This is a genomic window from Ornithinimicrobium cryptoxanthini (genome assembly GCF_023923205.1).
Lineage (GTDB): Bacteria > Actinomycetota > Actinomycetes > Actinomycetales > Dermatophilaceae > Ornithinicoccus > Ornithinicoccus cryptoxanthini.
Window position 1 is genome coordinate 2,544,260 of the sequence record NZ_CP099490.1, and the last position, 21,228, is coordinate 2,565,487.

Sequence of the window (21,228 nt, forward strand, 5' to 3'; positions counted from 1 at the left end):
CGGTGCGTGGCAGGACCTCTGGGACCAGAACCGACCCCGCGGCGGCGCGACCGCCGCGGCCGGGGCCTGCGCGGCCCCGTGGCATGGCCCCCGGTGCCCGTCATGACGAGCCGGTCGGTCCGCTTCGACGAGCTTGTCCTCGATGCCGTGCAGCTGATCGAGCACCGACTCGGGCACGAGCTGACCGGGCTCGAGTTCGCCGTCGAGGACGTCCCGCCCGCTGACCCTGCTCCGTGGGAGTCCGGCACGGCACTGGGTCGCCTCTTCCCCGCCGAGGGCTCCCTGCCCGCGCGGGTCGTGGTCTATCGCCGGCCCGTGGAGATGAGGTCTCCTGGCGAAGACCTCGCCGGTCTGGTGCACGAGGTGCTGGCCGAGCAGGTTGCCAGCATGTTGGGGATGAACCCCGAGGACCTGGCCTGACCGCCCGATCAGGGCAGCCAGGGAGCGACCGAGCGCACCTGTCGGGTCAGCGGCGCCTCAGGCACGGGCAGGCCCGCAACAAGAGTGCCCAGCTCGTCCTCCACCGAGGTGATCACCGCCGCAGAGGCGGACCCGTTCGTCACCTGCAGCCAGATGCCCTCGATCTCGGGGTCGAGCGCGACGGCGACCTGGCCTCCGGCGGGGACCTCCAGCGGCGCGCTCTCGGAGACACCGCCACTGACCGAGACGACCGCCAGACCTGCGCCCTCGAGCGAGGCCACCGAGAGCTGACGACCCAGCTCCTGGTCGCCGCGGTGGGCGAGCGGCACTCCGAGCAGGCCGTCGGTCGGCGCCACCGCCGGCACCCAGGCGAGATCCCCGACGGACTCCGGGTCGGTGCGGCGCTGGACCTGTGCGGCAGCGACGACCGGCGTGTCGGCCACCACCTCAATCGCGTGCGTGCCCACCGGGAGGTCGGAGATGTCGATGTCGGTCACCGCTCCAGCGTTGACCGTGGTGACGTCGTTGGCCACCCGCACCGGACCCTCGGAGGTCAGGGCACGCAGCTGCACGACCGCCGTCTCTGCACCCGGCACACCGACGCGCACCTGGGCGGTGTCAGCGGAGTCCGCGCGAGGGGCCGGCACAGCAGGGATGAGCAAGCTGGTCGCGGGGGCGGCGGTGCCGGTCGTGAGCTCGCGCCCCCGGTCCAAGGTGCCCTCCAGCCAGCGTTCACCGAGTGCCGCCATGACGGGCCCGCCCACGCTCGTCACGTGGACCACCGGCCGGTCCTCGCCGGGTGCCAGTGCATCCAGCAGCAGCACCTGCCGCCCGTGGGCAGGCACGACCACTCCACGGCCGCCGGCGACCTCCACAACGCCCAGCGCCCCGAGGACCTCGACGTCCGCGGTGACCGGGTTGCCCGTCGGGTTGACCAGCACCAAGCGCTCGACCCGTCCCACCTCGTTGCCGCCGCCCACCAGCCAGGTGTCGTCGCGTGCCTCCAGGCAGGCAGCCGTGGCCAGCCCACGCTCCTGCTCCTGCAGACTCACCGAGACCTGCGAGGCAGCCAGTCCCGCGCCCATCGAGCCGGCCGCCCCCACCCTCACCCAGTGGGCACCCGACACCGCGAGCTTCGCGGCGTCCCCACGGATGGCGGTCTGCGCGCTCTGCCCCGTGCTCCCGCCAGGGTCCTCCGCCGGGCTCCCGCCAGGGTCCTCCGCCGCACCCTCGCCGGCGTCCTCCTGCGCGTCACCCTCTGCGGCTTCTCCCGCCGCGCCCCCGGGGGCGATGACGTCCAACGTGACCGCTCCGTCCCCGGTCGGCGTGATCCCCTCGGGCAGTGCCTCACTCGGCGCGCTGCCCGCCCAGACCGAGATGGTCTGCTCCGACTCGGGCACAGATGGGTCATCCAGGCCAACCAGCTCCGGGCCGACACAGGCCACGCCGGCGTCCGTGATCACCGACAACCCAGCCGTCTGGGGTGACTCCCCCGGCGTGCTCTCCTCATGGCCCAGCGCCTGGGCCAGGTCAACCGATCCGATCTGTCCCGAGCCCGCGGCCCAGACGAGGGTGCCTGCGACGGCCACTACCACGGCCAAGCGGCCCCAGCGGCCGCCTGCTCGCAGTCGGCGGCGCCGGGCGGCAGCCAGCGCGTCGTGGTCGGGATGAGCCGGGTCGTCCTCGGGGTGTCCGCGGCCTCGCAGCGCGAAGTCCTCCTCCCTCTGCGCTCGCTGCCCGCCAGTCTGCTCGCCGTCTTCGTCAGGCTCCGCAGGCCCCTCCACCCATGGATCCCGCTCATCGGCCCACTCAACCTGCTCAACCTCGAGCCCGACCGGCCGGTCGGCTCGCGTGCCCTGCTGGTCGGCCACCGACTCCGGCTCAGTGGCCCGCTCGTCCTGCTCCTCACTCGGCGCGGAGCTCTCGTCGGGCCTGTCGCCAGAGGCTGGCGCGTCGGCAGATTCCGGCTCCGCGCCCTTCGGCGGGCCGTCCGCGTCACCGTCTGAGCGCCCGTCCCCGTGGGGTGTCTCGCCCCCCTGGGCTGCGTCCTCCGGGGCGTCCGGGTTGCCATAGAAGAAGTCGTCGACGCGGGGCTGCTGCGCGTCGGATCCCTTGTCAGTTCGTCTGCGTCTGCGTGGCATCAGAGTCCGCCTCCGTCTCGCACCGGGTGTCGTGCCGTCATGAGGGCCTCCTGCGCCGAGAGCCGAACGGCAGCGCCAGGAAGAGCACCAGCGTCCACAGCCCAGCCGTCACCAGGCGCCACGTCAGGTCCTGCTGGGGCAGCTCGATCTGAATCTGCTCCGCCGCGCCCGCGGTCACCGGATAGCGCAGCGGCCACTCACCGGCCACCGGCTCGAGGACGACTCCACTGGCGCGGACCTGCGCCACCGAGGCCCAGGCCTGCGCCTCGGAGACGACGAGGGCCGCGGTGCCCTCCGGCGCGGTCTCGATGCTGCTGCGCAGGACGCTGTGCGGTCCGTCGACCGGCACGATGCCAAGCGCGTCGCCCGCACCATTCACGAGCGTGACTCGCGCTGGTGGCACAAGGACAGTGCCGTCCCCGGAGCTGCCGACGCGCCACAGCAGCAGGTCATCGGTCGAGTTGACCCTCGTGAGCGCTTCTGTGGCGTCCAGCGAGGCGATCAACGGGTCGTCCTCGGACGCCCGCAGTCCGACATAGCCCACACCGAGGTCGAGCAGTGCCTGGTGAGCTGACACCGGGCTGTCTGCGCTGGCTCCCTCGGTGAGGGCCAACACGGCGTCGCTGAGAGCGACCCGACCCGGTTCCAGCGAGTCAGCTCCGTTGGCCGCGGTCCCGGGGCGGGCGTCCGCGTCACGCGCTGCCCCCCGGTCGCTGCTGGCCACGACCTCAGCGACATGGTCGCGCACCCACAGGCCGGGCTCCCGCCCGGCCAGGCGATAGGTGACCGCGTCGTCCTCCACGCTCAGGTCCAGGATGCGCAGCGACTCGGGGCCACTGGCCTGGGCATCCACGACCGCCGGATAGGGGCGGGTGGCGACCTCGAGCTGCGGACCGACGCCGGCCCAGACCGTCCACGCGAGCGTCCCCAGCCCGGCAAAGGCCACGACACCGGTCAGCACGGTCACCACCGGCGCGTGCCACGAGGCGCGGCCGGCCGGGTGTGGCAGCTCGACCGCCTGGGCTGCGCCGAGCAGCAGGCAGGCAGCGGTCACGCTGACGAACAGGCCCTGCCACGCCGACACCGGGTCCCCCGCGGCGGGGTGTCCCACCGGGACGACACCCACCTGGATGAGTGGCGCGGCGATCGCAGCAGCCAGGCCCATCAGGGCTCCGACCAGCAGGCCACCGGCCCGCCGCCCCCGGTGACCGCGACGCACAGTGGCGCCGATGGCCAGCAGGATCAGGGGAACGGTCCACCAGAGCGTCGGTGAGAGCCCGCCACCGGGATGCAGCAGCAGCGTCTGCCAGGGGTCCGCCGCCGACTGTCCAGCGGTGGTGGCACCGGCGCCGCCGAGCAGCAACCTCGGATCAGCCAGGACCTCTCGCAGCCACGGCCCGGACAGCGCCCAGGGCAGCACGACAAGGAGCAGCCCGCGCAGGCGGCCCCATCCTGGACCGAAGAGCAGCAGGAGCAGTCCGGCGAGGCTGACCAGCACCAGCACAGCCGGCGTGAAGGCACCGACCAGCGTGGCCAGCAGGGCTGTGGCGAACGCTGCGGAGGTGCGCTGAGCTCCTTGCCTGCGCGAGCCCGCCACCATCACCCCGGCGACGATGAGAGGCAGGGCCACGTGGGCGATCACCGGACCCAACCGTCCCTGGTCGACGGCGGCCGACAACGGCGTCATCCCCGCCCAGACGAGACCGGCCAACGCGCGGATCCAGCGCGCGCGCACCCCGATCCTCGTCGCGAGGTAGGCCGACACGATCGAGAGCGGGATGGCGGCGAAGAGGATCCAGGTGAGGGCCACCGCGGCGGGTGACTGGCTCGCGCTGACCCAGGGAAGCTGCTCCACGAGCCAGGTGGCACCAGCCATGGGCAGCAGCCACGGTGCAGCGGTCTCCGCGCTGCCCAGACCGGCGCCCGACCAGGGGCCGGCCCAGGCGTGCCAGAGGCCCGCTGCGTCGGTCCCCACCGGATAGGTCACGCCACCGCTGACGCCGTAGCCGCGACCCGACAGGGAGGGCAGCAGGTCGCGCCAGCGGACCAGTGCTGCTCCGACACCGACCAGCACGGCCAGGGTCAGCGGCCAGCTCCACAGCGACCTCAGCCGTGAGGGAGTCGACTCCAGTGACTCTGCATCTGCTGAGACGGGTCCGGTCTCCACCCCGCTGCGGACGCGGCGCGCGTCGCGGCCCGCGAGCGCCCCGTGCACGGTGTCCGCGGTGCCGTGCCAGCCGCTGGAGGCCGGTGCGAACAGGCCGGAGAGGTGGCTGCGGCGCACCCGGGTGCGACCCCGGAACCTCCACCGCGCGCCCGCCCCGCGCCACGGTGACAGCACCGCCCCGGTGTCGGCGAACTCGGCAGCGGCCTCGTGGGGTCTCTTCACCAGCAGGAGTCCGAGGCCCGCCAGCACGGACGTCACGAGGATGGTGACCGCGCGCCACGGCGCAGACCACCACGAGCCGCGGGCCAGGGCCATCTGTCGGGTGCGGCGCCTGGTCGCCAGCGTGGCAGGCGGGTGTCCGTTCTCGCCCTGGCGCACGACGGCGTCGGTCGCGACCACGACGCGGTGCCCCGCGAGGTGGCTGCGCCAGGACAGGTCGAGCCCCTCGGCGCCCTCGTCGAACGCCTTGTCGATCCCCCGGACGTCGCGGAGCACGTCGCTGCGCACAAGCATGCCGGGCAGCGGCACCCCGAGCACGTCCACGCGCTGGTCGTGCTGGCCCTGGTCCAGCTCGCGTGCCACCTGGGAGTCCACGATCCGGCCGCCCCGGGTGATCCGGTGCCCGACCGAGACCAACCGTCGTGGGTCGTCGGCGCGGACCAGCTTGGGCCCCACGATCCCCACGCCGCTGGAGCTGCGGGTGGCCTCGATCAGGTTGGTCAGCGCCTCGGGATCGGGGACGGAGTCGTCGTGCAGGATCCAGATCCAGTGCTCGGGTCGGGCGTCCAGGTCACGACGTGCGTCCTCGATGACCTGCCACAGCTCTGCCTCCTCGTCCGGGGGGACGAGTGGCTCACGCACCAGGAGCTCGACACCGTCCACGGCGATCAGCGGGTGCGCCCGGGCCTCGACGATCTCGGCATCATCGGCGGTCAGGCCGGTCAGCACGATGCGGTCGGGGCGTCGTTCCTGCAGAAAGAGGGCGTCGAGGGCCTGCAGGACGACGGGGCCACCGGGGTGCGTCAGCAGGAGGACCGTCAGGTCCTCCACCCGGACGCGCGGACGATCGCGCACCCGGGTCACAGGTGTGGCGGGCACGATGTGGGCGGCCGCCTCTAGACGGCGCGCTTCTTGAGTTTGCGGCGCTCTCGCTCCGAGAGACCGCCCCAGATGCCGAAGCGCTCGTCGTGCGCCAGGGCATACTCCAGGCACTCGGCGCGCACCTCGCAGCCGACGCAGACCTTCTTGGCCTCACGCGTCGAGCCGCCCTTTTCCGGGAAGAAGGCCTCCGGGTCAGTCTGTGCGCACAGGGCGCGTTCCTGCCAGGAGGCCTCCTCTGCCTCGGTGTCGGTGCTCGTCAGAAATGTCATGATCTCCAGCTCGTGCACGGTTCCTCCAAACCCTCGACCAGCACAAGTGACAACAAGAGAATTACACGCGTGTCATCCACATTCGTCAAGCCCGGATCTGCTAACGGTCATTGACCTCGCACGTTGTGACCTCACGTGGAGGGCCTTTCGGGCGGTCCGGTGCGGTCCCTGGCCTGTCGCGGTGCGAGGATCGACCCATGAGGTTCACCACATGAGGATCGCCGCACTCGCCGGTGGAGTCGGCGGCGCACGCTTCGTCCGCGGCCTGGTCCACGAGCTGCGCGAGGTGCGCGAAGACCAGGAGACCGAGGTTGTCGTCATCGGCAACACCGGCGATGACATCACCCTGTTTGGCCTGCGGATCTGCCCTGATCTGGACACCATCCTCTATACCCTCGGCGGCGGCATCAACGAGGCACAGGGGTGGGGACGGGACCAGGAGACGCACACCGTCCAGCGTGAGCTGGCTGAGCTCGGCGCCCAGCCGCAGTGGTTCGGCCTGGGCGATGCGGACTTCGCCACCCACATCGCCCGGAGCCAGTGGCTCGGTCAGGGCATGTCACTCACCGAGGTGACCGCTCGGCTCGCAGGGCGGTGGGGGCTGCCGGGCCAGGGGGTGCGGCTGCTGCCGGCCACCGACACCCCGATCGAGACCCATGTCGTGATCGATGACGACGAGGGTGGGCAGCGCGCGGTGCACTTCCAGCAGTGGTGGGTCCAGCTGCAGGCAGCCGTTCCGGCACACCGCTTCACGGTCGCTGGCCTGGCCCAGTCCACTCCGGCCCCTGGGGTCCTGGACACCCTGCGCACGTGCGACGTCGTCCTGTTGCCGCCCAGCAACCCGGTCGTCTCGATCGGCATCATCCTGGGCGTCCCGGGCATCCGGGACGCGTTGCGTGGCTCCCGGGCCCCCGTCGTCGGCGTCAGCCCGATCATCGGCGGTGCCCCCGTGCGCGGTCACGCGGACGCCTGCCTGGCCACCCTCGACGTCGAGGTGAGCGCGGCAGGGGTCGCTGGTCTCTATGCCGACTTCCTGGACGGGTGGCTCGTCGACGACGCCGACGCGGGCAGTGTCCGCGTCCCACGCCTCGACGTCCGCGCCCTCGACCTGCGGATGCGTGACGTGCCGGGGGCCGCCCGCATCGCGGGTGCCGCGCTGGACCTGGCCACCGACCTCGCGGCCCGACGCACCGCCTGAGCCGCGTGCCATGACGGACGCACCCGACCCACGTCAGCCCCTGCTTGCTGGCCAACCGCCCACCGGCACCGTGACGATCTATCCGCTCGTCGGCATACCCGAGGTGGTGTCCGGCGACCACCTGGGCAGTCTCATCCGGTCAGCCCTCGTCGAGGCCGGGCTCACCCTGCGCGACGGTGACGTGCTCGCCGTGTCCAGCAAGATCATCTCCAAGGCACAGGACCTGCGAGGCCCTCTCGAGGACCGCGAGACCCTGGTGCGTCAGCAGAGCCGACGGGTCGTGGCCGAGCGCCGGACGGCCCACGGCACCACCCGCATCGTGGAGGCCCTCGCCGGCCCGGTCATGGCCGGGGCCGGCATCGACGCGTCCAACACAGGGGACAGGGACGGGGTCCTCCTGCTGCCGACCGACCCGGACCTGGCCGCACGCCAGCTGTATGCCGAGCTGCTCACAGCGCACGCCCCACACCCCCTACCCCGCCTGGGGATCGTGGTCACCGACACGGCCGGACGGCCCTGGCGCGACGGTCAGACCGACTTCGCCCTCGGGGCCTGCTCCGTGCAGGTCCTGGACGACCTGCGTGGCGGCGTCGACGCCGACGGACGCGCGCTCACGGTGACGGCGCGGGCCGTGGCTGACGAGATCGCCGCGGCCGCCGACCTGGTCAAGGGCAAGTCCGGTGGGGTGCCGGTGGCACTGGTCCGCGGCCTGGCGGTCGGCACCGTCAGCGACCCGGGGGCTGCCGGCGCCCGGTCCCTGGTGCGCACCGGACCCGGGGACTGGTTTGCCCAGGGCGGCGCGGAAGCCGTCCGCGCGGCCCTCGGCGTCCCTCCCGGGTCACCAGCCGCCGAGGAGGTGGGCATCGCCTCCGTCCTGCCCGAGGAGGCCGCCGACCGCATGGCCCGCGCGGTCCGGCTCGCGCTGCACGGCGAGGGTGCGGCGGTGGTGGACGTGGACCAGCACTCGGGGACGACGACGCTCGTGGTGCGGGCTCCGGACCCGTTCGTGGCGGGTCGGGTCTGCGCGCGGTTGGCGGTTGCGCTCGCCGGCGAGCGGCTCGAAGGTGTCGCCGTGGCTCGCTCCACCGACAGCTGACAGGTCACAGGGCCGGATCGGCCCTGGCCTCACGCACCGGCAGATGGGTTCGTGGCGCCATCCGCGGACCCCGGCGAGGACGCATCGCGCCGGACAGCTCGAGCAGGCGCTGGACCCGGTAGCGATGGCCGCGGTAGGGCTCCAGCAGCTCTGCCAGACCGTCGTCGTCGACCGCAGAGCCCGTGAGCGCCCACCCGATGTTCTTGGCCACGTGGTAGTCACCGAAGCTCACCGCGTCGGCGTCGCCGAGGGCCCGCTGGGCGGTCTCTGCGGAGGTCCAGACGCCGACTCCAGGCACTGCGCGCAGACGCCGATGAGCCTGCGCCAGAGGCAGGTCCAAGACGTCGGCCAGACGATCGGCGACCCGCAGGACGCGCATCAGGGTGTCCGCCCGTTGCGGGCTGACACCCATGCGCAGCCACTCCCAGGAGGGGACGTGCCGCATCCGCGCGGCGTCCGGCGCGACATACAGGCCCAGCTGGGCACCCGGCCCCGGGGCAACCTCACCCATCCTCCGCACGAGACGCCGGTAGCCGCCGAAGGCCTCCTGCCCGGTGACCTTCTGCTCGATGATCGCCGGGACCAGCGCCTCCAGCACCAGTCCGGTCCGGGGCACCCGCCAGCCCGCTCCGCGGCGGGCCAGCGCCGCGGCGACCACGTCGTGGCGTGGCTCGAACCCGGACGGGTCGTCGTCCTGACCGAGCATCTGGGGCAGGCGCTCCAGCAGCGACTCCGCAACCTCCGGTGCACCCCACGCGTGGGCGATGAGGCACCTGTCATGGTGCTGGGTCTCCAGTCGCAGCGTGGCCGGACCCAGGGGGGTGCGGATGCCGCGCCAGAGCACGCCGTCAGCGGTCTTCCAGGTCGGGTCGCCGGCTCCTCGTCGAAGCGTCCCCCAGGTCGCTGCGACATCAACCGGGCGCCCAGGGGCCCAGCGCCGCGCGAGCGGCCGGGCTGAGGCTGTGGCTGTCACGAGGCCACCATGGCATGCCCTGCTGACACGTCAGCGACCTGGTCTCGGCTAACGTGACCACGTGCTCACCCCACACCAGGCGCTGGTCCTCCGGATCGACGAGGACGCGACCCGCCCCGCGATCACCTTCTATGACGACGCCCCCGGACCGACCCAGGGCGAGCGCATCGAGATCTCCCGGCGCGTCCTGGGCACCTGGGTGGCCAAGGCCGCCAACGCGCTCCAGGAGGGGCTGGACGTGCAGCGTGGGTCGGTCGTGCTGATCGACCTGCCGAGCCCGCACTGGCGCACCTGCTACTGGGCTCTCGCGGTCTGGGCGGTCGGAGCCACACTGACCCTGGACCCGCACGAGGGCGCGGACGTCCTGGTCACCACCGACCCCGACTCGTCGACGGCTGAGGACGCCGACGAGGTGGTCGCTGTCACCCTTGCCGGACTGGCCCGGGAGTATCCTGGTGACCTGCGGACCGGCGTGATGGACGAGGCCAGGGAGATCTCCAGCTTCGGCGACGCCTTCCACGCCTGGGACGAGCCGGAACCCGATGACGACGCCCTGGTCCACGACGGTGACCGGGTCATCTACCAAGAGCTGTTTGCCCCGGCCCAGTGGCCGGACGGGTCACGGGTGCTGGTGAGCGGCGAATCGGCATACGCACTCCTGGGGCACCTGCTTCACGCGCTGGCCACCGGCTCTTCCCTGGTCCTGGTCCGCGGCCCCGCCCCCGCTGCCGACGACTCCCGGATGACCTCCGAAGGCGTGACGCTGCGCGCCTGACCGCCCCCGGCTCAGACCTGTCCCCGGGCGCCGGTAGGGTTCGGTCCCATGGACAAGGTTGTCAAGAACGCAGCGGAAGCCGTCGAAGGCATCGAGGACGGGATGACTCTCGCCGTGGGCGGGTTTGGTCTCGGCGGGGTGCCTTCCGTGCTGATCGCCGAACTGCTCGCCAAGGGCACCAAGGAGCTGGAGGTCGTCTCCAACAACTGTGGTGTCGACGACTGGGGTCTGGGCATCCTCCTCAGTGCGGGGCGCCTCCGTCGGATCATCGCCTCCTACGTGGGTGAGAACAGGGAGTTCGCCCGGCAGTTCCTCTCCGGCGAGCTCGAGGTCGAGCTGACCCCGCAGGGCACGCTCGCCGAGAAGCTGCGCAACGGTGGCTCCGGCATCCCCGCCTTCTACACCGCCACCGGTGTCGGCAGCCAGATCTCCGAGGGCGGCCTGCCGTGGCGCTACGACGCCGACGGCAGCATCGCCCTCGCCTCGGAGCCCAAGGAGACCCGCGAGTTCGACTTCGGTGGGCAGCCCGGCACCTTCGTCCTGGAGGAGTCGATCGTGGCCGACTTCGGCCTGGTCCGCGCCTGGAAGGGTGACCGGCACGGCAACCTGGTCTTCCGCCACAGCGCCCGCAACTTCAACCCGCTGTGCGCCATGTCCGGCAAGATCAGCGTCGCCGAGGTCGAGGAGCTCGTCGAGCCCGGCGAGATCGACCCCGACTCGGTGCACCTGCCCGGGATCTATGTGCAACGCGTCCTGCCGCTGACCCCTGAGCAGGCCAAGGACAAGCGCATCGAGAAGCGCACCACCCGGCCCGCGCCGACCCAGAAGGAGGCCTGAGATGGCACTGACCCGTGAGCAGATGGCCGAGCGCGCCGCCCGCGAGCTCGCCGACGGCGACTATGTCAACCTGGGCATCGGGCTGCCGACCCTGGTGCCCAACTACGTGCCCGACGACGTCGAGCTGGTCCTCCAGTCCGAGAACGGCATCCTGGGCGTCGGCGCCTATCCTGTGGAGGGCACCGAGGACCCTGACCTGATCAACGCCGGCAAGGAGACCGTCACGGTCCGACCGGGAGCCGCCTTCTTCGACTCCGCGCTGAGCTTCGGGATGATCCGCGGCGGCAAGGTCGATGCTGCCATCCTGGGCGCCATGCAGGTGTCCGTCAGCGGCGACATCGCCAACTGGATGATCCCGGGCAAGATGATCAAGGGCATGGGCGGCGCGATGGACCTGGTCCACGGCGCCAAGCGGGTCATCGTGCTGATGGAGCACACCGCCAAGGACGGCAGCTTCAAGATCGTCCACGAGTGCTCGCTGCCGATCACCGGGCTGGGCGTCGTGCAACGGATCATCACGGACATCGCCGTGATCGACGTGACCCCTGAGGGACTGGTGCTGCGTGAGGTGGCCGAGGGTGTCACGCCCGAGGAGGTCCAGGAGAAGACCGAGCCCACGCTCGTCGTCGACCTGGCCTGAGCGGCAGGCTCGCGGCGGTCCCCCAGCACCAACCGCTAGGCAACAGGCGAAGGCCCGGACCGGGCGGTCCGGGCCTTCGCCATGGTCAGTCCCGCTGGGTCCCCCTGAGGAACCCGGCTCCCCACCACAGGTGCATGGTCGCCAGGACGGCCGGCATCCGGGCTGCGACCCGCGGTCCGTGTGGGGCGCCGATCACGAGTCCACCGACAGCCACCGCGACGGCATATCCTGCCGGCACCAGCCACAGCGGCCGCCAGAGCGTGCCGCCTACGGCGCCGGCGGCGAGCGCCGCCACCGCGACCGGTGGTGCCAGATAGCGCGCACTCACCGTCTCAGGGTGCTCCTCCATGACCCGGCGACGCCACTGGCCGGTCCGGAAGTACTGCTGCCTCAGGGCTCCCAGATCCGGACGCGGCCGGTAGGTGACCCTCAGCTCGGGAGTGAACCAGACCGTGCCGCCGAGCTGACGGATCCGGTGGTTCATCTCCCAGTCCTGGGCGCGCGCAAACGTGGTGTCGTAACCACCCACGCGGCGCAACCAGTCCCGCCGGAACACCCCGAGGAAGACTGTCTCCACGGGCCCGGCGTTACCGCCGAGGTGGAAACGCGCGTTTCCGAGTCCCAGTGGGGAGCGCATCGCGCAGGCGACGGCACGTTCGAAGTCGGTCTGCCCCTCCGCGACCATCACGCCGCCGACGTTCGCGGCCCCGGTCTCGAGCAGCACCCGCACCGCTGTCGCAATGTAGCCGTCGGACAGCTCCCCGTGGCCGTCCATCCGCACGATGATCTCGTGGCGCGCCGCAGCCAGGGCTGCGTTCAGGCCGTCGGGTGTGCGCCCGGAGGGGTTGACGACCAGCGTGACCCGGGGATGGGTTGCGGCCAGCTCCTCGGCCACCTCCTGGGTGCGGTCCTGGCTCGGACCGACGGCGAGCACGACCTCCAGCTCCCCGGCATACTCCTGCGCCAGCACCGACCGGACCGCCTCAGCAAGGTGCCGCTCCTCGTTGAGGATCGGCATGATGACGGAGACAGGAGGGTGCTGGTCACTCACCCGCACGAGGCTACCCGTGCCACCGTCCGGTCGGGCGGGCAGCGGCTCCGCCGCGCATGCCTCGGCGTGGGCAGTCACCAGCACACAGGTCCACGGCCTAGTCTGTCGGCGTGCCAAACCGCCCCGAGGACGACTGGACCCGCCCGATCCCGCGCAGCCCGCGCGGCGACCGGGCCCGCCCTCGCGACCCCGAGCCCTATGACAGCTGGACGGGCTCGTCGCAGGACGCTTGGGACCCGCAGGCTCATGACGACTGGGCTGACCAGACCCGCGAGCTGCCTACCGGCCGGCGCGCGACCGCTGCCGACTACGGCTACTCGGACGACGAGTTCGCCGACGAGCGGTGGGAGGAGGTCGAGTATGCCGAGGCGCCCCGCGGCAGGACCGGTCGCCGTGCGGACTATGAGGGTGGCGGCTATGACGCTGGGGACTACGACGGCGGAGGACGGCACGGGGGCCGCCCCGGACCCCCGCGTGGCGGCGCGCCCCGCCGGCCCACCCGTCGACGCTTCCGCCTGCGCCGGGTCATGGCGTTCCTGCTCCTCATCGTGCTTGCCTATGTGGCCTCGATGATCTGGGCGGTCGCCAGCATCTGGTCCTCCATCGACCGGGTCGACTCCACCCCCACCAATGCGGCACGTCCCGGCGCAGGATCGGGCAGCAACTTCCTGCTGGTGGGCACGGACAGCCGCGAGGACCTGACCCGCGACGAGCGCAACGACCTCGTGACCGGGCACACCGAGGGCGCCCGCGCCGACACGATCATGCTGCTGCACCTGCCCGACGGCGGCGACCCGGTGCTGCTGTCGATCCCCCGCGACTCCTATGTGGAGATCCCGGGGCAGGGGTCCAACAAGATCAACGCCGCCTACTCCATCGGTGGCCCGAAGATGCTGGTCGACACCGTGGAGCAGTCAACGGGCCTGCGGATCGACGGCTATCTCGAGATCGGCTTCGGCGGGTTCGTCGAGGTGGTGGGCACCGTCGGTGGGGTGCGGATGTGTCTCGATGAGCCGGTCACCGACGAAAAGACCCGCCTGGACCTGCCCGCAGGCTGCCAGGAGCTGGCGGGAAAGGAGGCTCTCAACTATGTCCGGATGCGTTACGGCGACCCCCGCGGCGACCTCGGGCGCGTGGAGCGCCAGCGAGAGTTCCTGGCCGCACTGACCCATGAGATGGCCAAGCCCGCGACCGTGCTCGTGCCATGGCGCCTGCACCAGGTGGGCACGGCGACCGGCTCCGCGATAGCCCTCGGCGAGGACACCTCCATGTGGGAGGCCGGCCGGATCGCACTCGGGATGCGCTCGATCTCCGACGGCAACGGTCAGTCACTGACCGTTCCGGTGGCCAACACCAACTATCAGACCGCGGCCGGCTCCTCGGTCCTGTGGGACGAGGTCGCGGCCGCCGACCTGTTCACCGCACTGCGCACGGGTGCCCCGCTCTCCATCGAGCCATGACCAGGGCTCCGCTCAACCGGTGGTGGGTCAAGGCGGCGGCCCAGGGCGCGCTGGCGGCCGCCCCGAGGGCCGCGGCCCTGGACGACGCCCTCCGGCGACGGATGCGCGGGGCCTACCTCAGCGAGGACTACTTCCTGTCAAAGTGGCGGCACGTCACCCAGCACCTGCGGGCGCTGGGCAACCCGGGTGACCGCCCCCTGCTCAAGACCCGTGCCGTCGAGATCGGCACCGGCTGGTTTCCTATCGTGCCGCTGGGACTGGCGGTCCACGGAGGCACCGTGGTCACCATCGACACCGGCCAGCACCTCGACGCAGCGCGGGTGCGGCTGGCCATGCAGCGTCTGAGCCAGCTCGAGGCTGCAGGCACCATCACGGCCGCCTCCCCCGAGCGGATGGCCCGGTTGCGTGAGCTCCTCCTCGCGCCCCCGCCCTCGTCGGCCGCTCAGCTGCTCGAGCCGATGGGGATCCGCCCGGTCATCGCCGACGCCCAGGACCTGTCCCAGGTGCCTGAGGCGCACGGCTCGAACCTGTTGGTCTCCAACAACACGCTCGAGCACATCCCCGCCGAGATCCTCGCCGGCATCTTCCGTGAGTTCCTCCGAGTTGGCTCGAAGAGCGCCCGGATGAGCCACTACATCGACCTGGCTGACCACTACGCGGGGTTTGACCCCCGGATCACCGAGTTCCACTTCCTGACCATGTCGCCCACCCGCTGGCGTCTGACCAACAACCGTCTAGGTTTTCAGAACAGGCTGCGCATCGGTGACTACCGCGAGCTCCTGTCACAGACGGGGTGGCGCGTCACCCGTGAGAAGCTCACCCGACGCCCCACACGCTCGCTCGATGGCCTACGGCTAGTGCCGCCCTATGACCAGGTGCCGATCAAGGAGCTGCTGGTCGTCAAGGCCCACCTGGTCACGACGCGCGCCTGACGCCCCACTCGCTCAGGACCCGGACGTGATCTCGACGGTGTGCTCCCCGCGGCCCGGCATCACCTCACCGATGACCACCGCACCGGGCAGGTCTACCTCGCCGACCAGCAGCAGCCCACCACTGGTCTGGGCGTCGGCGAGCAGCAGGAGCTCCACCTCGTCCACGTCCGGTTCGCCCAGGTGCGGACTGACCCACTCCAGGTTCCGCCGGGTGCCGCCGCTGATGAACCCGTCCGCGGCGGCCTGGCGCGCTCCCTCTAGATAGGGCACGGCCGCCGCATCCAGCCTCGCGGTCGTGCCTGAGGCCCGCATCATCTTGTGCAGGTGGCCCAGCAGTCCGAAGCCCGTGACGTCGGTCGCGGTCCGCAGTCCGGCGGCCAGGGCCGCCTCGGCCGCGGCGGCGTTCAGGGTCGTCATCGCCTCGATCGCTGCCGGTGACTGCTGCCCGGTCTGCTTGTGCCAGTTGCCGAGCACCCCGATCCCGAGCGGCTTGGTGAGGGTGAGTGGCAGCCCCGGACGCGCTGTGTCGTTGCGGAGCAGCTGGTCGGGGTGTGCGACGCCGGTCACCGCCAGGCCGTATTTTGGCTCGGGGTCGTCGATGGAGTGCCCGCCCACCAGAGGGCAGCCGGCCTCGGCCAGCATGTCGGCACCACCGCGCAAGACCGCACCCAGTGCCTCCTCCGACAGTGTCGCGCGGGGCCAGCCCACCAGGTTGACCGCCATCACCGGCCGACCACCCATGGCATAGACGTCGGAGAGCGCGTTGGCTGCCGCGATCCGCCCGAAGTCATAGGGGTCATCCACCACGGGCGTGAAGAAGTCGGCGGTGCTGATCACCGCCAGGTCCTCGCGCAGCTGCACGACCCCCGCGTCGTCACCGGTCTGTGTGCCGACCAGCACCGCGGCCCCCGGAGCACCTGCCGCACTGGGGAGCCCAGAGACCAGGGACTCCAGGAGGCCCGGAGGGATCTTGCACGCGCACCCCCCTCCGGCGGCGAACTGCGTCAGCCGTGGCGCGGCATACTGTCCCTGTGTTCCTGTGCTGCTCATGACGCCAGTCTGTCAGGCGCAGATCGGCGTCAATCGCGCTTGACCGGTGGCAGACCGGCCGCCGAGAGGACACTATGGCCGCAGGCAATCGACCGAAGGAGTCGAGATGAGCAAGGTGGATGCCCGTCCGGTCGTCGTGGGATACGACGGCTCCGAGCGCGCCGGGAAGGCGGTCGAGTGGGCTGCGCAGCTCGCGCAGCACCAGGGCGAACCGCTCGTCGTCCTGCACGCCGCGGACCGGATCAGATACACCCATGACGCCGGCGTCGGGTTGTGGACCCCTGCGCAGGCTCACGCTTCCGCTCTGGCGATCGCCGAGCGTGGTGTCGAGATCGCTCGCGAGACGGCCCCCGACCTGGAGGTCACCGCCAAGTCCTCCCTCGCGAGCGCGGCGGCCGCCATGGAGGAGATCTCGCTCGAGGCCCGGCTGATCGTGGTCGGCAACAGCGGACGGGGCCGGGTCAGCGGCATCCTCCTGGGGTCGACCGCCTACCACGTCGTCTCGCTGGCGCGCTGCCCGGTGGTCATCGTGCCCCCGTGCACCCTGCACGTCCCCGGCCCGGAGCACAAGATCACGGTCGCCACGGACGGATCTCCCAGCGGGACCCGCGCCGTGCACCACGCAGTGGCCACCGCCCAGCGCTACGACGCCCCGCTGCAGATCCTCATGGCCTGGGAGCGGCCCTACCAGGACAACCGGGGCACCCCACCGGAGGGTTACGCCTCCATGGCCCAGGCCGTCAAGCTGCGCTCCGAGGTGGCGCACCGGGTCACGGACGAGGCCAAGGAGGAGGCGTTGCACGAGGCCCCCGACCTGACGGTCACCACACTGGTGCGCGAGGGTCGGCCGGAGGAGGTCCTGGCAAACGCCTCCAAGGACTCCGCTGCCCTGCTCCTCGGCGCGCGTGGACGCAGCGAGCTGACCAGCCTGTTGCTCGGGTCCACCAGCCGAGCGGTCCTGCACCACGCCAAGTGCCCCGTGCAGATCATCCGCTGAGAGGCGCCCGATCAGGAGGTGCACTGTGCGCGAGCCCGACCCCCGGCGACGCATTCCGCGGACCGATGACCTGCTCGCCGACCCCCGCCTGAGCGAGATGGGCAGCGGGTTGGGGCGCGACGGCATACTCTCGGCTGTCCGGGGTGCCCAGGAGCGAGCGCGGGCTGGCCTCATCGCCCCGGAGAAGGTCCTGCAGGACGCGGTGGCCTCGCTGCCCACGACGAGCAGCGTCCGACCGGTGCTCAACGCCACCGGCGTGGTCGTGCACACCAACCTCGGCCGGGCTCCGTTGTCGCACAAGGCGATCGCGGGCATCGTGCGGTCGGCCGGCTACAGCGATTTGGAGTATGACGTGCACACCGGTCGCCGGGGTCCGCGCGGCGCTGCGGTGCTCGCTGCGCTGTGTGACCGACTGCCTGAGGGCCATGCTGCGCTGGTCGTCAACAACGGTGCGGCGGCCCTCCTGCTGGCGGTGACCGGGCTGATCGCCAGCGGCAGCGACCGCGAGGTGGTGGTCAGCCGCGGCGAGCTCGTCGAGATCGGAGACGGCTTCCGCCTGCCGGACCTGATGACCTCAACGGGGGTCCGTCTGCGAGAGGTGGGCACCACCAACCGGACGTCCCTGGCGGACTATGCCGCAGCAGTGGGTCCGCACACATCGGCCATCGTCAAGGTGCACCCCAGCAACTTCCGGGTCGAGGGATTCACCGGAGGCGTGGGCGTGCCCGACCTGGCCACCCTGGGGGTCCCGGTGGTGGTCGACATCGGCTCGGGGCTGCTGGCGCCGGACCCGGCCCTGCCCGACGAGCCCGACGCGACGACCGCTCTGCGTGAGGGGGCAGCACTGGTGACCGCCAGCGGTGACAAGCTGCTGGGGGGGCCGCAGGCCGGGCTGCTGCTCGGTGACGCCGAGCTCGTCCAACGACTGCGGCGGCACCCGCTCGCCCGGGCGCTTCGGGTTGACAAGCTGACGCTGGCTGCGTTGGAGGCGACGCTGCGCGGTGGCGTGGCGCCGGTCACCGCCTATCGCACCGCGGACCCAGACGTCCTGCGCACGCGCGCCGCAGCGCTCGCGGAGCAGGTCGGCGGTCGGGTGCGGGCCCACGACGGCGTGGTCGGGGGCGGCGGGGCCCCTGGGGTGGTGCTGCCTGGGTGGGCGGTCGCGCTCCCGGAGCCGCTGGCCACAGTGCTGCGCACCGGCACGCCGAGTGTTGTCGGCCGTGTCGAGTCCGGGGAGCTGCTGCTCGACCTGCGGTGTGTCCCTCCGGAGTCGGATGCCGATCTTGCGACGGCGGTGCTGGCGGCCGTCCGTTCGCTGCAGGTCTAAGGTCGCTGGAAGCCCCCGGGAGGTCCCAGTCCTAGCCGGTCGGGGCCTCCAGGACCAGGCCGTTCTCGCCGGGGACGAACCCTGCTCTGCGGAAGTGCTTGTCGTCGCCGCTCGTGCCGCGCGGGACGACCAGTCGCACCAGGCCGAGGTCTGACATCAGGTGGCTGTCCCGATAGACGAACTCCCCGGGGCTGTAGTCACGATAGGCCCGGGTCACGAAGTCCAGCTCCACCTCAGCCGAGTCCGGTCCCGTGCGGCGCAGCACGATCAGGCCCGCCGTGACGTCACCAGTCGCGATGAGGAAGGCGTGTCGACCCTCGTCACCGGCAGATCCGTCGAACTGCGGATAGAACGTGGCGATCTCGGCTGCGTGCTCCCGCAGCGTGTGCTGCACCGTGTCGTCGGAGACGTCGGCCCAGAGCGCGGCATACGTCCGCGAGACGAACCGTTCGCGGTGCAGCCGGATGAGCCAATAGATGTTGATCAGCGCGATGGCGGCGTTCATCGCCGCGAACGGCCAGATCTCGATGGCTGTGTTGTAGATGGTCGCGATGACCGAGCCGGTCAGGTTGAGGGTGCGGAACCTGCGCAGGTTCGACAGCGTCAGCGACACCACCACCAAGATGGACCCCAGCCAGCCAAAGGCCTCGAACCACGTCATGTGGGCCAGTATCACTTAGGCCAGTTCGGCGACGGCCACAAAGTTGGCACTGCGGTGCCCACCTGGTGTCACACCCGAGCGCCTCGTCACAGGTGACGATGGACAACCGGCGAGAGTCCCTCCGGTGGCCTCGCGAGCGGTCCAGGGCTCAGGCGAGCTCGGCGACAACCAGCAGGTGCCCGTCCTGCCCCGGCACCTCGTCCGGTGTGACGACGGCGACGCGACGGGTCTCCGTCTGCAGGCCCCAGATGAGCTGAGAGTCGTGCAGCTCGTCGTCGTCGATCAGGCTCGTCGCCACGACATCCAGCACGAGCGTGACTCCGTCCGCAAACGTGATGACGACCCGATCGCCCTCGTCAACCGTCGTCAGGCCCGCGAACGCGCCACCCTCTCCGGCCTGCGCCGCCACGACGGCCGTGCCCAGCTCCCCTGGGACGACCCGGTCGAGCCCGGTGAACCAGGCGACCTTCCCTGCGGGGGGCTTGAGGTCCGTGCCGTCCAGGCCGGCCACCTGCAACGGCTGGCTGAGGCCGGTTGCCGGCACGTCGATGCGCACCGGGGCGTAGCTCGGGTCCACCAGCGCTGTCGTGGTCGCCGACTCCGCGCCCCCGAAGGTCCCTGCGATGAGAGCTGAGGCGCCCTGGACCCCTTGGACAAGGACGGCGACCAGGAGCAGCCCGAGGCCCGACACGGCCAGTCGGCGGCGCCGATAGACGGCACGCTGTCGAGGCGAGACGGGGGGCCGCGCAGTCGTCATCCAGCACCTCCCAGCCGGCCCGGCCATGCACACACAGTCACACGGCTCACTCTGCTCACATCTGTCCTGATCAAATCTGATCTATGCACGACACATTCACCAAGCGCCCAGCCCGGTGTGTCGCAAGTCTCACCCCTTGTCCTGGGCGCACAAAGCCCCTCGACCGCGACGGCGGGCCGAGGGGCTGGTGGTCGTGGGGTCGGTCAGCCCTTGAGCAGCTGACGCGCCATGACGATGCGCTGCACCTGGTTGGTGCCTTCATAGATCTGGGTGATCTTGGCGTCCCGCATCATCCGCTCGACCGGGAAGTCCTTGGTGTAGCCATAGCCACCCAGCAGCTGGACCGCGTCCGTGGTGACCTCCATCGCGACGTCGGAGGCAAAGCACTTGGCAGCTGCACCGAAGAACGGCAGGTCAGGGTCGTTGCGCTCAGACTTGGCGGCCGCGACATAGACCATCTGTCGGGCTGCCTCCAGCTTCATCCCCATATCGGCGAGCATGAACTGCACGCCCTGGAACTGCGAGATGGCCTTGCCGAACTGCTGGCGCTCCTTGACATAGCCCAGCGCGAAGTCAAGGGCTCCCTGGGCGATGCCGACGGCCTGGGCGCCAATGGTGACCCGGGTGTGGTCCAGGGTGCGGAGCGCGATCTTCAGACCCTCACCCGGTGCGCCGACCATGCGGTCACCGGGGATGGAGCAGTTCTCAAAGAGCAGCTCGCGGGTGGGCGAGCCCTTGATGCCGAGCTTCTTCTCCGGCTCGCCGAAGGTGAACCCGTCGTCGGACTTCTCGACCACGAATGCGGTGACGTTGCGGCCGCGCTCCCCGTCCGGGTCGGTCACGGCGAGCACCGTGTAGAAGTCGGACACGCCCGCGTTGGTGATCCACGACTTCTGACCGTTGAGCAGGAAGGACCCGTCGGGCTGCTCGATCGCCTTGCACTTCATGCCGGCGGTGTCGCTGCCGGCACCGGCCTCGGACAGGCCGTAGGAGAACATCGCCTCACCACGGGCGACCGGCGGCAGGTACTTCGCCTTGATCTCCTCACTGGCACCGAGGATCAGCGGCATCGTGCCCAGTTTGTTGACGGCCGGGATGAGCGAGGAGGACGCGCAGGCCCGGGCCACCTCCTCGATGACGATGCAGGTCGCGAGGGCGTCGGCGCCCACCCCGTCATACTCCTCGGCGATGTGCGGTGCGTGGAAGTCAGTCGCCCTCAGTGCGTCCAGCGCCTCCTGCGGGAACCGGCTCTCCTCGTCGACAGCCGCAGCGTGCGGCGCAATCTTGTGATCGCTGACCTCCCGCACTGCCTCGCGCAGTGCCTCGTGGTCCTCGGAGATGCGGAACAGGTCAAAATCACTCATGGGCGCAGCCTA

Annotated in this window: 19 protein-coding genes; 10 read left to right on the top strand and 9 right to left on the bottom strand. The window is 71.2% G+C overall.

From position 1 onward, the window contains the following. Positions 1-6: 6 nt before the first annotated feature. On the top strand, positions 7-420 hold the full coding sequence (locus tag NF557_RS11760; protein WP_252619571.1) for a metallopeptidase family protein: 414 nt from the start codon (positions 7-9) through the stop codon (positions 418-420). A gap of 8 nt (positions 421-428) precedes the next feature. On the opposite strand, the gene NF557_RS11765 is transcribed toward NF557_RS11760, so the two are convergent. From NF557_RS11765 to NF557_RS11775, 3 genes are read right to left on the bottom strand one after another with little or no spacing between them, the layout of a single operon-like run. Next, entirely contained in the window at positions 429-2,561 is a 2,133-nt protein-coding gene (locus NF557_RS11765) for a DUF5719 family protein (RefSeq protein ID WP_252619572.1), read from the bottom strand. 37 nt (positions 2,562-2,598) lie between these two features. Beyond that, positions 2,599-5,826, bottom strand: a complete 3,228-nt coding sequence (locus NF557_RS11770) for a glycosyltransferase (RefSeq protein ID WP_252619573.1) — start codon at positions 5,824-5,826, stop codon at positions 2,599-2,601. Positions 5,827-5,843: 17 nt separating this feature from the next. Next, positions 5,844-6,098, bottom strand: coding sequence for a WhiB family transcriptional regulator (locus NF557_RS11775; RefSeq protein WP_252619574.1), 255 nt, complete (start codon positions 6,096-6,098; stop codon positions 5,844-5,846). Between the two features lie 211 nt (positions 6,099-6,309). On the opposite strand from NF557_RS11775, the gene cofD reads away from it, so the two are divergent. After that, positions 6,310-7,296, top strand: a complete 987-nt coding sequence (gene cofD, locus NF557_RS11780) for a 2-phospho-L-lactate transferase (protein ID WP_252619575.1) — start codon at positions 6,310-6,312, stop codon at positions 7,294-7,296. A 10-nt stretch (positions 7,297-7,306) separates the two neighbouring features. Beyond that, positions 7,307-8,392, top strand: a complete 1,086-nt coding sequence (locus NF557_RS11785) for a coenzyme F420-0:L-glutamate ligase (protein WP_252619576.1) — start codon at positions 7,307-7,309, stop codon at positions 8,390-8,392. Between the two features lie 4 nt (positions 8,393-8,396). On the opposite strand, the gene NF557_RS11790 is transcribed toward NF557_RS11785, so the two are convergent. Further along, the gene (locus NF557_RS11790) at positions 8,397-9,365 is read right to left on the bottom strand and encodes a DNA-3-methyladenine glycosylase family protein (RefSeq protein ID WP_252619577.1); all 969 of its coding nucleotides are present in this window, start codon (positions 9,363-9,365) and stop codon (positions 8,397-8,399) included. Positions 9,366-9,426: 61 nt separating this feature from the next. Between NF557_RS11790 and NF557_RS11795 the strand changes: the two genes are divergently transcribed. From NF557_RS11795 to NF557_RS11805, 3 genes are read left to right on the top strand one after another with little or no spacing between them, the layout of a single operon-like run. Next, positions 9,427-10,140 (top strand): TIGR03089 family protein, encoded by a 714-nt coding sequence (locus NF557_RS11795; RefSeq protein WP_252619579.1) that lies wholly within the window; start codon positions 9,427-9,429, stop codon positions 10,138-10,140. Between the two features lie 48 nt (positions 10,141-10,188). Next, positions 10,189-10,977 (top strand): CoA transferase subunit A, encoded by a 789-nt coding sequence (locus NF557_RS11800; protein WP_252619581.1) that lies wholly within the window; start codon positions 10,189-10,191, stop codon positions 10,975-10,977. A gap of 1 nt (position 10,978) precedes the next feature. After that, positions 10,979-11,617: a CoA transferase subunit B gene (locus NF557_RS11805; RefSeq protein ID WP_252619582.1), complete on the top strand. Its 639-nt coding sequence runs from the start codon at positions 10,979-10,981 to the stop codon at positions 11,615-11,617. Positions 11,618-11,702: 85 nt separating this feature from the next. Here NF557_RS11805 and NF557_RS11810 read toward each other — a convergent pair whose 3' ends face one another. Further along, positions 11,703-12,668 (bottom strand): glycosyltransferase family 2 protein, encoded by a 966-nt coding sequence (locus tag NF557_RS11810; RefSeq protein ID WP_256855737.1) that lies wholly within the window; start codon positions 12,666-12,668, stop codon positions 11,703-11,705. A gap of 110 nt (positions 12,669-12,778) precedes the next feature. On the opposite strand from NF557_RS11810, the gene NF557_RS11815 reads away from it, so the two are divergent. Both NF557_RS11815 and NF557_RS11820 read left to right on the top strand, forming a co-directional pair. After that, positions 12,779-14,128 carry an LCP family protein gene (locus NF557_RS11815; RefSeq protein WP_252619584.1) on the top strand — a complete coding sequence of 450 codons (1,350 nt, stop codon included), beginning with the start codon at positions 12,779-12,781 and terminating at the stop codon, positions 14,126-14,128. Next, positions 14,125-15,060 (top strand): class I SAM-dependent methyltransferase, encoded by a 936-nt coding sequence (locus NF557_RS11820; RefSeq protein ID WP_252619586.1) that lies wholly within the window; start codon positions 14,125-14,127, stop codon positions 15,058-15,060. Before NF557_RS11815 ends, NF557_RS11820 begins: the two co-directional genes overlap by 4 nt. A gap of 12 nt (positions 15,061-15,072) precedes the next feature. On the opposite strand, the gene selD is transcribed toward NF557_RS11820, so the two are convergent. Next, positions 15,073-16,110, bottom strand: coding sequence for a selenide, water dikinase SelD (gene selD, locus NF557_RS11825; RefSeq protein ID WP_252619588.1), 1,038 nt, complete (start codon positions 16,108-16,110; stop codon positions 15,073-15,075). 106 nt (positions 16,111-16,216) lie between these two features. Between selD and NF557_RS11830 the strand changes: the two genes are divergently transcribed. Both NF557_RS11830 and selA read left to right on the top strand, forming a co-directional pair. After that, positions 16,217-17,107 carry a universal stress protein gene (locus tag NF557_RS11830; protein ID WP_252619590.1) on the top strand — a complete coding sequence of 297 codons (891 nt, stop codon included), beginning with the start codon at positions 16,217-16,219 and terminating at the stop codon, positions 17,105-17,107. Between the two features lie 25 nt (positions 17,108-17,132). Next, on the top strand, positions 17,133-18,434 hold the full coding sequence (gene selA / locus NF557_RS11835; protein WP_252619592.1) for an L-seryl-tRNA(Sec) selenium transferase: 1,302 nt from the start codon (positions 17,133-17,135) through the stop codon (positions 18,432-18,434). 31 nt (positions 18,435-18,465) lie between these two features. Here selA and NF557_RS11840 read toward each other — a convergent pair whose 3' ends face one another. The 3 genes from NF557_RS11840 to NF557_RS11850 all read right to left on the bottom strand — a co-directional run bounded on the left by NF557_RS11840 (position 18,466) and on the right by NF557_RS11850 (position 21,216). Next, positions 18,466-19,095: a hypothetical protein gene (locus NF557_RS11840; RefSeq protein ID WP_252619594.1), complete on the bottom strand. Its 630-nt coding sequence runs from the start codon at positions 19,093-19,095 to the stop codon at positions 18,466-18,468. Positions 19,096-19,243: 148 nt separating this feature from the next. Further along, entirely contained in the window at positions 19,244-19,852 is a 609-nt protein-coding gene (locus NF557_RS11845; protein WP_252619596.1) for a class F sortase, read from the bottom strand. Between the two features lie 203 nt (positions 19,853-20,055). Next, positions 20,056-21,216 carry an acyl-CoA dehydrogenase family protein gene (locus NF557_RS11850; protein WP_252619598.1) on the bottom strand — a complete coding sequence of 387 codons (1,161 nt, stop codon included), beginning with the start codon at positions 21,214-21,216 and terminating at the stop codon, positions 20,056-20,058. Between the last annotated feature and the right edge of the window lie 12 nt (positions 21,217-21,228).

Bases quoted from the DNA above. Each gene is read 5' to 3' on its own strand.
- NF557_RS11765 (WP_252619572.1), bottom strand. From the start codon at position 2,561: ATGCCACGCAGACGCAGACGAACTGACAAGGGATCCGACGCGCAGCAG.
- NF557_RS11775 (WP_252619574.1), bottom strand. From the start codon at position 6,098: ATGACATTTCTGACGAGCACCGACACCGAGGCAGAGGAGGCCTCCTGG.
- cofD (WP_252619575.1), top strand. From the start codon at position 6,310: ATGAGGATCGCCGCACTCGCCGGTGGAGTCGGCGGCGCACGCTTCGTC.
- NF557_RS11785 (WP_252619576.1), top strand. From the start codon at position 7,307: ATGACGGACGCACCCGACCCACGTCAGCCCCTGCTTGCTGGCCAACCG.
- NF557_RS11800 (WP_252619581.1), top strand. From the start codon at position 10,189: ATGGACAAGGTTGTCAAGAACGCAGCGGAAGCCGTCGAAGGCATCGAG.
- NF557_RS11805 (WP_252619582.1), top strand. From the start codon at position 10,979: ATGGCACTGACCCGTGAGCAGATGGCCGAGCGCGCCGCCCGCGAGCTC.
- NF557_RS11820 (WP_252619586.1), top strand. From the start codon at position 14,125: ATGACCAGGGCTCCGCTCAACCGGTGGTGGGTCAAGGCGGCGGCCCAG.
- selD (WP_252619588.1), bottom strand. From the start codon at position 16,110: ATGAGCAGCACAGGAACACAGGGACAGTATGCCGCGCCACGGCTGACG.
- NF557_RS11830 (WP_252619590.1), top strand. From the start codon at position 16,217: ATGAGCAAGGTGGATGCCCGTCCGGTCGTCGTGGGATACGACGGCTCC.
- NF557_RS11840 (WP_252619594.1), bottom strand. From the start codon at position 19,095: ATGACGTGGTTCGAGGCCTTTGGCTGGCTGGGGTCCATCTTGGTGGTG.
- NF557_RS11845 (WP_252619596.1), bottom strand. From the start codon at position 19,852: ATGACGACTGCGCGGCCCCCCGTCTCGCCTCGACAGCGTGCCGTCTAT.
- NF557_RS11850 (WP_252619598.1), bottom strand. From the start codon at position 21,216: ATGAGTGATTTTGACCTGTTCCGCATCTCCGAGGACCACGAGGCACTG.